14 protein-coding genes and 1 pseudogene are annotated in these 12,834 nt (G+C 41.3%); 5 read left to right on the top strand and 10 right to left on the bottom strand.

What is annotated here, in order from left to right; all coding sequences use genetic code 11:
• Window positions 1-24: 24 nt before the first annotated feature.
• Both gcvP and ABWV45_RS08790 read left to right on the top strand, forming a co-directional pair.
• Entirely contained in the window at window positions 25-2,925 is a 2,901-nt protein-coding gene (gene gcvP, locus ABWV45_RS08795; RefSeq protein ID WP_353350741.1) for an aminomethyl-transferring glycine dehydrogenase, read from the top strand.
• A gap of 240 nt (window positions 2,926-3,165) precedes the next feature.
• Window positions 3,166-4,341 (top strand): hypothetical protein, encoded by a 1,176-nt coding sequence (locus tag ABWV45_RS08790; RefSeq protein ID WP_353350739.1) that lies wholly within the window; start codon window positions 3,166-3,168, stop codon window positions 4,339-4,341.
• An 81-nt stretch (window positions 4,342-4,422) separates the two neighbouring features.
• Here the strand turns inward: ABWV45_RS08790 and ABWV45_RS08785 are convergent.
• From ABWV45_RS08785 to ABWV45_RS08740, 10 genes and pseudogenes are all read right to left on the bottom strand, one after another.
• A pseudogene (locus ABWV45_RS08785) lies at window positions 4,423-4,992 on the bottom strand (putative adenosine monophosphate-protein transferase Fic); the annotation flags it as partial.
• Between the two features lie 33 nt (window positions 4,993-5,025).
• Window positions 5,026-5,247 carry a YhfG family protein gene (locus ABWV45_RS08780; RefSeq protein WP_353350737.1) on the bottom strand — a complete coding sequence of 74 codons (222 nt, stop codon included), beginning with the start codon at window positions 5,245-5,247 and terminating at the stop codon, window positions 5,026-5,028.
• 351 nt (window positions 5,248-5,598) lie between these two features.
• The gene (locus ABWV45_RS08775) at window positions 5,599-6,885 is read right to left on the bottom strand and encodes a HipA domain-containing protein (protein ID WP_353350735.1); all 1,287 of its coding nucleotides are present in this window, start codon (window positions 6,883-6,885) and stop codon (window positions 5,599-5,601) included.
• Window positions 6,882-7,283 (bottom strand): helix-turn-helix domain-containing protein, encoded by a 402-nt coding sequence (locus ABWV45_RS08770; RefSeq protein WP_353350733.1) that lies wholly within the window; start codon window positions 7,281-7,283, stop codon window positions 6,882-6,884. Before ABWV45_RS08770 ends, ABWV45_RS08775 begins: the two co-directional genes overlap by 4 nt.
• Window positions 7,284-7,348: 65 nt before the next feature.
• Window positions 7,349-7,549, bottom strand: a complete 201-nt coding sequence (locus ABWV45_RS08765; protein ID WP_353350731.1) for a DoxX family membrane protein — start codon at window positions 7,547-7,549, stop codon at window positions 7,349-7,351.
• 8 nt (window positions 7,550-7,557) lie between these two features.
• The gene (locus ABWV45_RS08760) at window positions 7,558-7,734 is read right to left on the bottom strand and encodes a hypothetical protein (RefSeq protein WP_353350730.1); all 177 of its coding nucleotides are present in this window, start codon (window positions 7,732-7,734) and stop codon (window positions 7,558-7,560) included.
• Between the two features lie 119 nt (window positions 7,735-7,853).
• A complete protein-coding gene (locus ABWV45_RS08755; RefSeq protein ID WP_353350728.1) occupies window positions 7,854-8,633 on the bottom strand; it encodes a helix-turn-helix domain-containing protein in 780 nt (259 codons plus the stop codon).
• Between the two features lie 7 nt (window positions 8,634-8,640).
• Entirely contained in the window at window positions 8,641-9,102 is a 462-nt protein-coding gene (locus tag ABWV45_RS08750) for a carboxymuconolactone decarboxylase family protein (RefSeq protein ID WP_353350726.1), read from the bottom strand.
• Between the two features lie 187 nt (window positions 9,103-9,289).
• Window positions 9,290-9,529 carry a hypothetical protein gene (locus tag ABWV45_RS08745; protein ID WP_353350724.1) on the bottom strand — a complete coding sequence of 80 codons (240 nt, stop codon included), beginning with the start codon at window positions 9,527-9,529 and terminating at the stop codon, window positions 9,290-9,292.
• Between the two features lie 127 nt (window positions 9,530-9,656).
• Window positions 9,657-10,202 (bottom strand): carboxymuconolactone decarboxylase family protein, encoded by a 546-nt coding sequence (locus ABWV45_RS08740; RefSeq protein ID WP_353350722.1) that lies wholly within the window; start codon window positions 10,200-10,202, stop codon window positions 9,657-9,659.
• A gap of 118 nt (window positions 10,203-10,320) precedes the next feature.
• Here ABWV45_RS08740 and ABWV45_RS08735 point away from each other — a divergent pair, with 118 nt between their 5' ends.
• From ABWV45_RS08735 to ABWV45_RS08725, 3 genes are all read left to right on the top strand, one after another.
• The gene (locus ABWV45_RS08735) at window positions 10,321-11,172 is read left to right on the top strand and encodes an AraC family transcriptional regulator (RefSeq protein ID WP_353350720.1); all 852 of its coding nucleotides are present in this window, start codon (window positions 10,321-10,323) and stop codon (window positions 11,170-11,172) included.
• A 177-nt stretch (window positions 11,173-11,349) separates the two neighbouring features.
• Window positions 11,350-11,895, top strand: coding sequence for a hypothetical protein (locus ABWV45_RS08730; protein ID WP_353350718.1), 546 nt, complete (start codon window positions 11,350-11,352; stop codon window positions 11,893-11,895).
• A 123-nt stretch (window positions 11,896-12,018) separates the two neighbouring features.
• Window positions 12,019-12,831, top strand: coding sequence for a hypothetical protein (locus ABWV45_RS08725; RefSeq protein ID WP_353350716.1), 813 nt, complete (start codon window positions 12,019-12,021; stop codon window positions 12,829-12,831).
• The last annotated feature ends 3 nt before the right edge of the window (window positions 12,832-12,834 follow it).

The raw sequence follows: 12,834 nt of genomic DNA, 5'->3' as shown, positions 1-12,834 counted from the left end.
AACATTGACTCAAAGGCACTCTGCATGGCGACATTGTCTCAATCCAGTTTAAGCGAACTTGAAAACCGTAATGAATTTATTGGCCGTCATTTAAGTTTAGATGTGGCCGATATCAACGCCATGCTGAGCGAAGTAGGGGCTGATTCTCTTGATGATCTAACTGCGCAAATTGTACCTAAGTCCATTTTACGTGAACCATTTCTACAAATGGCCGATGCCGTGCCAGAAGCCGAAGCACTCGCCAACCTAAAAGCGCTGGCTGACCAAAACAAAGTCTACAAAAGCTTCATAGGCATGGGTTACCACGATACGCGCTTACCTAATGTTATTACCCGTAACGTATTAGAAAACCCAGGTTGGTACACAGCTTACACCCCGTATCAGCCAGAGATTGCCCAAGGTCGTTTAGAAGCCTTATTAAACTACCAGCAAATGGTCATCGACCTAACTGGCATGGAGCTAGCCAACGCATCTTTGTTGGATGAAGCCACCGCCGCTGCTGAAGCCATGGCGTTGATCAAACGCCAAGTGCGCAAAAACAAATCTAACGTCTTTTTTGTGGACGAGCTTTGCTTACCACAAACCATCGACGTACTAAAAACCCGCGCTGACGGCTTTGGCTGGGAACTGCACATCGGCCCAGTGGAAACCGCCGCCGAGGTTGAGTGTTTTGGTGCCCTACTGCAATACCCAGCCGTAGACGGCAACATCAACGATTTTGGTGAGCTGATTGATCTGCTACACGAGAAAAACGCCATGGTGGCCATGGCTACCGACCTAATGGCCTTAACCATGTTGAAATCTCCGGGTGAATTAGGTGCCGACGTTGCTCTAGGTAACAGCCAACGCTTTGGTGTGCCCATGGGTTTTGGTGGCCCGCACGCTGCGTTTTTTGCTACGAAAGATGCGTTTAAACGCTCCATGCCGGGCCGCTTAATTGGTGTGTCCATTGATGCATCTGGCAACCGCGCGCTGCGCATGGCCCTGCAAACCCGCGAGCAACATATCCGCCGCGAGAAAGCCACATCCAACATTTGTACGGCTCAGGTTTTATTATCGAACCTTGCCTCTTTCTTTGCGGTATATCATGGCCGCGATGGTTTGATCCGCATCGCCAACCGCATTCACCGCATGACGGAAATCATGGCCGCCGCCATTACCGATGCAGACATCGAAGGCTTAGTCATCGTAAACCAAAGTGCATTTGATACATTGACCATCGAAGTACCGAACAAAGACGAGATTCTAGCCCGCGCGGACGCCGCTGAAATCAACCTGCGTACTCAGTCTCAAGTGGATGTTGATGGCGTACTGGGTTTCTCCATCAGTGAAACCACCACCCGTGAAGACCTTGAAGCTTTGTATCAAGTGATCACAGGTCGTACGGATATCGACATTGCTATGTTAGACGAAGAAGTAGAAAGCTCGATCCCTGAGTCTCTACAACGTACCAGCGACTTTTTAACCCACCCAGTATTCAACAGCTACCAAACCGAACACGAAATGCTGCGTTACATGAAGCGTCTTGAAAATAAAGACCTTGCCATGAACCACAGCATGATCACCCTTGGCAGCTGCACCATGAAGCTAAACGCCACCGCTGAAATGATTCCAGTCACTTGGCCAACCATAGGTGGCATCCACCCATTTGCTCCTAAATCACAAACACCGGGCTACGAGCAACTGATTCAAAACCTAGACACATGGTTACGTGACATCACAGGCTTTGACGCCATTTGTATGCAGCCTAACTCAGGTGCTCAAGGGGAATACGCAGGTTTAATGGCCATTAAGCATTACCACGAAAGTCGTGGTGAAGGTCACCGCAACGTGTGTTTGATTCCACAATCAGCCCACGGTACTAACCCAGCCTCTGCACAAATGGCAGGCATGCGCGTGGTCGTAACCAAGTGTGATGAACAAGGCAATGTAGACTTTGCCGACCTAAAAGCCAAAGCCGAAGAGTTAAGCGAAAGTTTATCGTGCTTGATGATGACCTACCCATCCACCCATGGTATTTACGAAGACGGCGCCAAAGAAATTTGTAACCTGATTCACGAACACGGCGGCCAAGTATACATGGACGGCGCCAACCTAAACGCGCAAGTGGGCATCACCGCGCCGGGTTACATCGGCGCAGACGTATCACACATGAACCTACACAAAACCTTCGCCATCCCACACGGTGGCGGTGGTCCGGGCATGGGCCCAATCGGTGTGGCCAAACACCTAGCCCCCTTTATTGCGAACCACGCAGTACGTGAAATTGATGATGAATCCGTAGGTCAAGGTGCAGTCAGTGCGGCCCCTTATGGCAGTGCGTCTATCCTGCCGATCTCGTACATGTACATCAATATGATGGGCGCTAACGGCTTACGCCAAGCCACACAAATGGCCCTGTTAAACGGCAACTACCTAAGCAAAAAATTGGGCGAACACTATCCAATTTTGTACTCTGGTCAAAATGGCCGCGTGGCTCACGAATGTATCGTTGACCTACGCCCAATTAAAGCCGAAACCGGCATTTCTGAAGTAGACATCGCCAAGCGTTTAATGGACTACGGCTTCCACGCCCCAACCATGAGCTTCCCTGTGGCGGGCACCTTCATGATTGAGCCGACAGAATCGGAAAGCAAAGCCGAACTAGACCGCTTCATCGAAGCCATGGTATCTATCAAAGCGGAAATCAACGCCGTGAAATCCGGCGAGCTGGACGAAAACTCTAACCCGCTAAAACACGCACCCCATACGGTGAAAGACATCGCAGGGGAATGGACACGTCCATATTCTCGCGAACAAGCGGCCTTCCCAGTACCAGCGGTTTACGCCAACAAGTTCTGGCCAACCGTTAACCGTATTGATGATGTGTACGGGGATCGTAATCTGATTTGTAGCTGCCCTGCCATTGAAGAGTATGAGGACTGATTAAAGCTGCGCGTACCTTGCATCTTTAGAAATGTAGGAGCGCGCTCCCGCGCGATTCTATAAAACAAAAAAACGGCCTGCGGGCCGTTTTTTATTTCCAGAAAACCCTATTTCTACCTGCCTCTAGTAAATCAGATATTATTAATAAATTTATTCAAAGAGGCATATTAAAACTGTATAGTAAACACACTTCAATACGCTAGGTTAAGCAGAAGATGATATTCGAATATCGGAGCTAATATGAGAGTTTTAATTTTTGTTTTCGCTTATTTATTTAATCCCTATGTGTATTCAGAGCAATTTAATACTCTATACAATTTATCTTTAGGTGATTCTATTGATAAAGCCTTGAATTTGCTAGGTCAACCTAGTGAAGTTGTAACCCAAAACAATGCAGTATTTAGAGCTTTTATTAAAGAAAATCACTACATTGTCATAATGGAAAACCCATCTGGTAGTAACTTTATAAGTTCCATTCAAGTGACAGGCGTGTCTCAACCAACTGATACATTTACAAATAAGATTGGATTAGGTGTATCAATTGAAAAAGTAATTCAAGATTTTGGGGAACCGAGTTCAAGTAAACCAGCCATTGACCAAATTACACAAGACCCAGTATCTAATACTGATATCCATTATTTTGGTGAAAATATTAGTTTAGAAACTCAAAACGGATTAGTGACCAGTATTAGAATCCAGTTTGATGAAACACACTCCTCAGATTCTGAAGCGGATAGAAAGAACTTTGAAGCGACAATGCCAGAAGAGATCCAACTTGTTCAAGATTACATTTTAAACACAGAATATCCTGAGGTCTTTAACGAAGAAAAATATCGTATATCTGTTTCTAATTTCAAAATAATTGATTTGGATTTTGATAATCAAAACGATGTGGTTGTCTCATACAAACCTCATTATACCCAATCTCCCACTATCGTTTTATTTAAAATAGATGAAAATAAAAAAGTTACCAGAGTTACTGAAGGTTTTGCCCCTGGTCCATTGGTACAAAGAGGCGATTATTTCTTAGATCCTCACAGCACCGATAAAGCAATAGATATACAAGTTAAAGAAGAAAAGAAAGATTCACTAATTGGTGCGATCTCTCTTAAAAGTACAAAGTTCACAATGGCCATTGATTATCCAAATTTTACCCATTTAGACATGAGAGAGGGCTTTAAATCATATATTAATTTAACTCATGTCAATGAGTTTGTAACGGAATCGAATTGTTATCAGTTTGAATTCTCATACATAGAAAATATGTTTGTTGGCTATATTGAAGGTGAAAAGAAAGAACCTTTTATTTCGTCAATTATTGGCGAAAAAATGTATACATATATCATTCACAATATAGACAAAGAAGGGTTTATAAATAAGTCCATTGAAGTGACCAATTTAAAAAAAGATGACTAACTATCCAATAAATTGTATTTGAACAGATGTAGTAGATCAGACTAAATCTGACGCCGTAATAACTTCGTTTGCGCCATCAGTCTACTCATAAATTTCACTACCAATACATTTATCAAATATCTGCTCCAACTGATCATAATCACAATTAACGGCTGAAATATTGGCTTGAATCCATTCATCTTTATGAATGGGTTCCCAGCTAATCTCATATCCTGCATTAACGATTATGTGTTCGAAAAGAATACGTTGTGCTCGGCCATTTCCTTCCCTAAAGGGGTGAAGCATATTAACATCACCATAAAACTCAGCCACTTGTTTAACTAAGTCACCCCTATTTAGGCCTTCAAAATAATCTTGCTCTTTTAGCCCTTCAAAAAGCTTCTTAGCTGAACTAGAGATATATTGCACATGACAAAAGCGTGTCTCGCCCTTGCTAATATCAATGTGACGTAATTCACCAGCCCAATCATATATGTCGGAAAATAGAATTTTATGTATAAGACATAAAAAATTGAGATCGTAAGGTGGGAGAGAGAATTCAATTTCAGAAACGGTGAGATCGGTAATTTCGGTTTCGGCTTCATCAAGCTCTAATTTATCTTGAATACCTAGACGATTAATTAATACACTTGAATTCGGATAACATAGCGGATCTTCATTTGTGCCTTATTTATCCATGTTAGATTAAGCAGATGCATTTGCTCTGAGTTTCGCGATCACATCTTCTTTAGAGTGATTCCCTGCTACCTTCTTTGTTGTCAGCCCTTCAAGCAAACGACTAGAAAAATAGTTACCTAAACGTGTGCGTTTCACGTAGGCTTGCTTGGCTTTCAATGATGTTGTCTTTTTAGATACGCTTTCACTGGCCATAACGATTAGATTTTTATAGATAAGTAATTTAAGCATAGCACACTTCCGATGCGTACTCCAGATCAAGGGATCCCTATAAGTTATTGATATATAAGGATTTTATAGGGTTATTAATCGCTTACTTATCTGATATTCCTTTGGCGACATCTTCGCTAAGCTTAGGAACTCCCGAATTGGCAAAGTTTACGCCAACAAGTTCTGGCCAACCGTTAACCGTATTGGTGATATGTATTGGGATCCGCTATCAAAGACTTGGGATTTGCTCTTACCCTGTGATTGAAGAGTATGAGGACTGATTAAAGCTGCGCGTATCTTGCAGCTTTAGCAATGTAGGAGCGCGCTCCCGCGCGATTCTATAAAACAAAAAAACGGTCTACGGGCCGTTTTTTATTTTAAAATGTCTCTTAATTGTTTTTCGTTATCTTTAATAGTGGCCAAAATCACTTTAGCCATATCAATATCAGATTGATAAAAATCCCCCTTAACAAACTCAGCCACTTCTGATTCTACTGCCTTCACTGATGCATTTAAATATTCAATCAACTGTTTTTTAAGGCCAGAATACTTCTTACCGATAGCACTAAATAGGTTAACGAAATTCGCTTCCGTTAAATCCTTTAATTCATAAATACCATCAATACTCATAGCAAAGTTTGTATCCAATTCTTCATACAGCTGCGTACAAACTAAATCGTAAGCAGGACTCAACCATATTTTATTTTTATCATTTATTAACAAAGAAAAGTTCTTCCCGTGTGCGTCATAGTTACCGATGACTAGGTTAAAAATAATTCTTCGAATGGTTTCTAAATCATCTAGCGCTGGGATTTGACTATACGCTTTAATTGCTGAAAACAACTCAATAAAACCAGACCCACCACTAACCTCATATTTACGGGTAGAAACAATACTGTTTAACTGACATAGGTCTTCTTGCGGTAAACGAATGGTTTTGCCTTCTGATTCGTACCGATCAAACCGTTTAATTAATAAAGCATCGCTTTCGTTATTGTCATCATTTATTACTGATAATAAAGACACATCAGCCACGTCTATTCCGGCCCTTTTTGCCGCCTTCATACAAATGTATTCGTTATACACAATAGAAGGAAAGCGACCGTCCTTACGAGCAGGCTTGATGATATGCGTACTTGGTTCAGGGCCGGCTTCGTATACTTCACTGTCTTTCACAATAACCGGCAATTTGTTTTGCGCACCCGCCAAACTTAACCGATTACCAACTTGTTCATGACTAGCGGAATGGAACGGGCGATCCTGAATATTCAGTAATAACTGGCTTAGATCCGATTCTGATAAAGGCGTTAGTGCCTGCTCTGCATGAAAGGAAGGTGTGACACCTTGAGGGTAAAAGGAAATGGCTCCTGCCACATCCCCACCTAATATATCCAATAAACGCTCATAATTACCGTCTTCAATTTTATGCAGGTCTTGAATCTTTTGACGAATTTCCCCTTCTGGTAATAGGTTTTCAACAAAGGGAAAAACCAACGCGTCTGAATATGCCTCGCCCACTACAGGTAAGGTTAACGAAATTGACGTACCTTCCAATTCAATATACTCAGCGGCATAACAAAACGACATGCGCATGCTGTCATCCACAAACAACTGCCCTGCTAAACGCTCATTCATATAAACATTAAAAGAACAGCTCATGGCTCAACCACCTCCACTGTTAAACCCAATCCATTTAACACATCAAACACCTTATTCAGTCTTTTCTTCGGGTGTGCATTCTCTAAAGCCGATAAAAACTTAGGCGACACATTGCATAGACTCGCTAAAACGCTTTGATCTAAATTCAGTGCCTTACGTTTTTGTCTAATGGCCTGCGCCAATACCTCTGGGTTATCTAAATACGGCATTTTTAAACCCAGCACTTGAGAGACCTTGGTTAAGGTATCTGTTTCCACCGTGGTTTTATTGTTCTCAAGCTGCGACATGAACTTAGCCGACACACCCGCCAAAGCCGCCAGTGTACGAGACTGCATCCCCATATTCATTCGATGGATTTTAATAACAACCAATAAGCTTTCTGCGGATTTCAATTTCATGGGTATTTATTAAGCCAAACGATTTCCATATTACCGAACGGTAATATAGACCTCAAAATGCGTGTTTACAAGGAAAGATTACCGATCAGTAATATATAGACCAGATACAGCATAAAAGCGACAGAAATAACCGATCGGTAATGAGATTGTGTCCATGTGGCGCCCAGTAATACGGGAATCACTGCCAATGACACCAAGCGAGTATAGGCCCCTAAAATAAGCGCTATGCCGCCAATGGTTTCTACCGCAAATACGGCGTAGGCCATCCACCCTGCTAAGCCAATACATTCAAAGACTGGGCAGTGCCCGGTAAGGTAAATACCACTGCTTTTAGGTACACACTATGAGCCAGCAATACCACACCTAGTGTGATGCATAGGATAAACGCAGCAAGGGGTGGCGTTATTGCCCATGGATCAAAATCGGAAAGGGCTGGCATTAATGAAAACATGACCCCACCTACCGCCCAGCCAAATTTGGTTATTGCCCCCCCCCAGACTTGCGCAAAACCAAACGCAATCGGTTAGTGATGAAAACCTTAATCCAATATTTTGAAAATTGGGGAATACATTAAACTTTTTTAGTCGCCTGATATTCTTTGGGTGTCATCCTTGCCAGTTGGCGAAACTCACGATTCATATGAGCTTGGTCCGAGAACCCCGCTTCTATGGCTAAATCCACTAGGTTTGCTGATGGGTTTTGTTTGATTAATTGGATGGCCGCTCGAATACGCATAAGCCGTTGATAATATTTTGGGGTAAAACCAATTTGAGACTTAAATTGACGTTCAATTTGTCGCAAACTCAAAGGCAGTTGTTGTTCTATGCCTTTTAGCTCTGCTTTGTGGTCAATATGCCGGATAAAATGGGTGAGGCCATTCTCGATGACGTCGCTTTTAAGATGCTGCTGTAACCACTGGCACAAAACCGTAAGTTGATCCGTTTGAGCTGCTTCTGACAAGCGACTTATCAACCCTTTTATCCCCTGTTGGTTTGCTGTTACCTCTTGTTTTTCAGAATTTTTTGTTGCTTCACTTTGTCTAAAAACCGAAAAGTGCTCTTTAGAGATACCCGGCTGAAAGCGAAACCCCAGCATTAACAATTCAGGGGACATGGTTATAAATTGTGCCTGCTTTTGCACAGACACCCAATGTATCCCTTGTTGATAGATGCCTTGTTCATAAGTGACCTCGCCTTTTAATATAATAAAAGCGCCGCTGGCACCATCACTAAATAAAGGCTTGTTAACTGGTTGAGAACACGAGGAGACCGACGCCGACCAAACCGCTTGTACATGCTGGCTTAGTGGGCCATCAAGATGCATTAGTCTAAAATCAAACGTCGTATCCATAACAATATCAACTGGCCTTATACGAACCCAATTTAGGTTTAAATACCTTGCCGATGCGGTTCCAACTGTTTATGGCATTAATGGCAATAGTGAGATTAACCATACCTTGTTCTTTGAACCCAGTCACGGCTCGATCATACAGGGCATCATCCACGGGTTTACCTGCGGTTAAGTGTTCAGCCCACTCTAATGCCAATTGTTCCTGTGGTGAATAGAATGGCATGTCTCGCCATGCATTCAAGCCGTATAAGCGCTCTGGGGGCTCCCCTAGTTCAATGGCTTTGTCGTAATGCATGTCTATGCAAAAAGCACATTGATTAATTTGCGATACCCGAAGTTTAACCAGTTCCAATATATTCAGGTTTAAAATCTTATCAGATGAAAACTGGTTGCTCAGGTAGCTTTCTTGTTCCACCAGTAAATTAATGGCTTCTGGTGCTTGTTGGTAGTAGTTGATGCGGCTGCTCATGTTTCCTTCCCTTGTTTGATTAACACGTCACAGGTTAACCAAAATTTAGGTCGGGTTATTGAATATTTTCGACATGCCTATGTAGACATAATTGGGCAACTAAAGCAGATAGATTAGCTGATTTTTAACTTACAATTAATAGTTATTATAATACCTATACAGCACATAAACGTTAGTGCTACATAACTTAATCTTTGTTTTTTGTGCGCTTTTTTCCAAATCTTGTGGGCTTTATCTCTTTGCTTTTTAAATAATAGAAAACCCCAATAATCAGCAGGAAAATAATACCGATAATCATCCAGTTTTCTTCACTTGTGTTATCACCATCTAACGTTGATCGTACAGCCCCACGCCCACCCGTAGGAAAAAGCGTACTCATATTAATGTAGGTGCTATTTAGAAACTCGAAGATTTTCCATAAATTCATTTTTACAACCTATATGAGTCCATAACTCGGAATGGAGGCTTAGTATAAAGTAGTATTTTACTCAGCAAAGCCTCCAACAACCTAATTAATTCGGAGGAATCTCAATTGAGATTAATTGTCTGGTTAACTATCGTGAAAATGCTGCAAACTCCGCATTAATTTCTGTTTTAGTTATGTGGTTAGCATAATTGGATAAACTTTTAAGCATATTGCAAACAAGCAAGTCCATTAAGTTTTCTTTACTAAAACCTGCATCATAAAATTGTTGAATAATTTCATCTGCTACGTATCCACGGTCTTTCACTATTGCCTGTACAAGCTGAACCAATGCTTTGTCTTGATTGTTTTCAATCTGACCACCTTCACGTATGGCTTTTACAGTTTGCTCGCGGGCGTTAAGTGTACTGCCAACCCAGCTATGGGCGGCAATGCAAAACTCACAATTATTCACCGTTGAAATGGCTAATAACGCCACTTGTACTTGCACAGGGGTAAGCGAGCTGTGTTTCATCAGTTGCTCGTTTATATGAATATAAGCATTCAATGCTATAGGGCTTTCCGCCAGATAACCGTATAGGTTGGGGATCATGCCATAGGTTTCCCTAATTTTAGCTAATGTCGGCTGAGTACTGGTTGGCGCGGTGGTTTCATCATACAAGGTAAAATTGACCATTTGTTTCGTCTCTTGGTAATAGATTTGATCACTCGAATCGAGTTAAGCCAATTTACACGCTTTATTTTGAACGATTAATAACATAAAGTGCTAATTTCATGCTCTTACGTTCAAATCTATGTTTAACCAACTACTCTCTACCTTTCGGCTAAAAGCCGAAATTTACAATAATGCGCAATTTTGTGGGCACTGGCAGATCCATGCTCATAGTGACGGGCTGACCTGCTTTCATATGGTCACACTTGGCCGTTGTCGTATGTTGGTTCCCAATATAGGGGAGTTTGAGCTAGAACTTGGTGACTTAGTGGTATTCCCAAGGGAAATACCACACACCATGCTACCGTTTGAAGGTGCTCCTGAAACACAGTTTAAAACCAAGATATTCACTCCCGACTCAAACAAACACGGTACCGGTTTATTATGTGGCACACTAAATTTTGAACACCAAGGTTTTAATCATATTTTAGACGCGCTGCCTAAGGTGTTTATTATCAAACAACACGATGCAAAATGGATTAACCCTCTATTAATGCAAATTCAAGATGAAATATTTGAGCAACTCGATTCTGATAAAAATATGTTAAACCGCCTTAGTGAGTTGTTGTTTGTTTATGCCCTTAGGCATCACATGCAGCAACATGAAACATCCGGTGTGTTTACCTTGTTTGCATCCATTGAGTTAGCACCCGCCCTACAACTCATGCGAGACCACCCTGAAAAAAACTGGTCATTAGAGCAATTAGGCAAAGCCTGTTCTATGTCGAGAACCAAATTCTCTCAACTGTTTAAGAAAGTAAGCGGTTACACGGTCAACGAATTTTTCACATGGTGGCGCATGCAACTAGCATTTGACTATTTACGTCAAGGACAGCGAATCGCTCAGGTATCTGAACAAGTTGGATATTCATCCGAGTCAGCTTTTAGTCGAGCCTTTAAAAAATGTTTTGCTAAGAATCCTAGTGATGTTTAACCTTCTTTTAATTAATCAGTACTTTAGAATGAGCACAAAGCCCGCCTTTCTCACCCATTAAACTCTAACCACTTCACAAAATACGACGACTAATACAATAGTCTCATTGTTGTCATACCTAGATGCTTTATGCTCCGCCACCGATTTATGGACTAAATGGTCAAACACGGAGAAAACATGAGCCACTTGCATTGCATTTTATTTACGCTTGTTCTTTCAATGGTCTCTACTGATTTATTTGCCTTAAATAATCAGAGAAATCAAAATTATATAGGCGCAAATTTAGAGATAAAACCCAATGCAATTACTCAACTAAAATTACCCGTCAATAGCCTAAAAGGCTCACAACTTGCTACAAATCAAGGGATAACAATCCAATTCAAAAATAAGGGCAGTATTGATATTCATACATTACAAGCGAACAAATTGGAGTTTGGCGAAACAGATTTACGGCAGTTTCCACTTTATATCATGGGTTTAAAGCCATTTGATTTAGAATCGGACACCATCAAAGATAAAATCATTAAAGAAAAAAACGCTTATCAAGCTGTAAAAATTGCATCCTTCCGTACCGAAAACGGCGATGGCTATTTAATCATTGGGAATGGTAAATCTGTTATTTATTTAACCGATAAAGAAAACGAATCTATTATCACAAAGATTCACATAGAGACCATGAGTGAATTTGACATTAATAACTTGATCATTAAAGGTTTAATTTAATTTATCGTGTATCTCATTAGTTAAACACTGTGTCCTGTACTTCCTAATGAATAGTACTTGAATAAGTATCTTAAAGACTATTCAATACCCAGCCATAGGGAGTAACAATTTAAAGGACACTTTATGATCAACGCTGCGATACCCTTGCTTATTCTGCTTTGTATACTTTCACCCATCAGTTTAGCTGGCACCTTAGATGATTTAGAAGACAATGCCACCAAGCCAGTTAAGAAGTCTAGTGAATCATCTCAATCTAATTCTCGCTGGCAATCCTCAAAAGAAGAGCCCAATTCTTTAAACTCAGCACTGGCGGAAGTAGCCGTCAGGGTGACGTTTAAACTCATAGAAATCAGTGGCGAACTTTTACTGGCCGCAGGCATGAATAGCCAAGAGCGCTATGAAAGAGAAGCCCCTGTAAGTTCTGAAGAAGAAAAGTTGTCATTGTTTCGCAAAGAGGGTGATCCATTACTGCCGACTTTTGGCTTTAGCGCCCACTGGCTAAATGCTAACAGTAATATCAAAGCACGCTATAACCGCGTAGAGGTAGGCTATGGTTTATTCGGTGTCAGTTACACACAAAATACTCTTAATGAAAATGGTGATAAGCTCACTCTAACCAATACATTACTGCATTATCGCATGAGTGCCGGTAACCACTTCAGTTGGGATTTAGCCTACGGCAAAGGCAAAATGAACGGTAATCAAACTCATGATGGTGATGTATTTTCCATGCCTTTGCGTGCAAGGTTTAATCGGAATTTGTATCTAGAATACGTCCCAACATGGTCTAGCTATAATGGCGGTGAAATGTCTGAGCATCAATACAGTATAAATTGGCATCAACGCTATACAGGCCTTTCTATTGGTTACAAAAAATGGTCTGCTGGCATTACTACTGTTAGTGGGATATTTACCGGCTTTAATATTAGCTTTTAATGT

The organism is Oceaniserpentilla sp. 4NH20-0058 (assembly GCF_040371755.1).
In the GTDB taxonomy this organism is placed as follows: Bacteria; Pseudomonadota; Gammaproteobacteria; order Pseudomonadales; family Oceanobacteraceae; genus Bermanella.
Note: the sequence above shows the minus strand (reverse complement) of the source record. Positions and strands in the feature narration are given on the sequence as shown.

Bases quoted from the DNA above. Each gene is read 5' to 3' on its own strand.
- gcvP (WP_353350741.1), top strand. From the start codon at position 25: ATGGCGACATTGTCTCAATCCAGTTTAAGCGAACTTGAAAACCGTAAT.
- ABWV45_RS08790 (WP_353350739.1), top strand. From the start codon at position 3,166: ATGAGAGTTTTAATTTTTGTTTTCGCTTATTTATTTAATCCCTATGTG.
- ABWV45_RS08780 (WP_353350737.1), bottom strand. From the start codon at position 5,247: ATGCTTAAATTACTTATCTATAAAAATCTAATCGTTATGGCCAGTGAA.
- ABWV45_RS08775 (WP_353350735.1), bottom strand. From the start codon at position 6,885: ATGAGCTGTTCTTTTAATGTTTATATGAATGAGCGTTTAGCAGGGCAG.
- ABWV45_RS08770 (WP_353350733.1), bottom strand. From the start codon at position 7,283: ATGAAATTGAAATCCGCAGAAAGCTTATTGGTTGTTATTAAAATCCAT.
- ABWV45_RS08765 (WP_353350731.1), bottom strand. From the start codon at position 7,549: ATGGCCTACGCCGTATTTGCGGTAGAAACCATTGGCGGCATAGCGCTT.
- ABWV45_RS08760 (WP_353350730.1), bottom strand. From the start codon at position 7,734: ATGTTTTCATTAATGCCAGCCCTTTCCGATTTTGATCCATGGGCAATA.
- ABWV45_RS08755 (WP_353350728.1), bottom strand. From the start codon at position 8,633: ATGGATACGACGTTTGATTTTAGACTAATGCATCTTGATGGCCCACTA.
- ABWV45_RS08750 (WP_353350726.1), bottom strand. From the start codon at position 9,102: ATGAGCAGCCGCATCAACTACTACCAACAAGCACCAGAAGCCATTAAT.
- ABWV45_RS08745 (WP_353350724.1), bottom strand. From the start codon at position 9,529: ATGAATTTATGGAAAATCTTCGAGTTTCTAAATAGCACCTACATTAAT.
- ABWV45_RS08740 (WP_353350722.1), bottom strand. From the start codon at position 10,202: ATGGTCAATTTTACCTTGTATGATGAAACCACCGCGCCAACCAGTACT.
- ABWV45_RS08735 (WP_353350720.1), top strand. From the start codon at position 10,321: ATGTTTAACCAACTACTCTCTACCTTTCGGCTAAAAGCCGAAATTTAC.
- ABWV45_RS08730 (WP_353350718.1), top strand. From the start codon at position 11,350: ATGAGCCACTTGCATTGCATTTTATTTACGCTTGTTCTTTCAATGGTC.
- ABWV45_RS08725 (WP_353350716.1), top strand. From the start codon at position 12,019: ATGATCAACGCTGCGATACCCTTGCTTATTCTGCTTTGTATACTTTCA.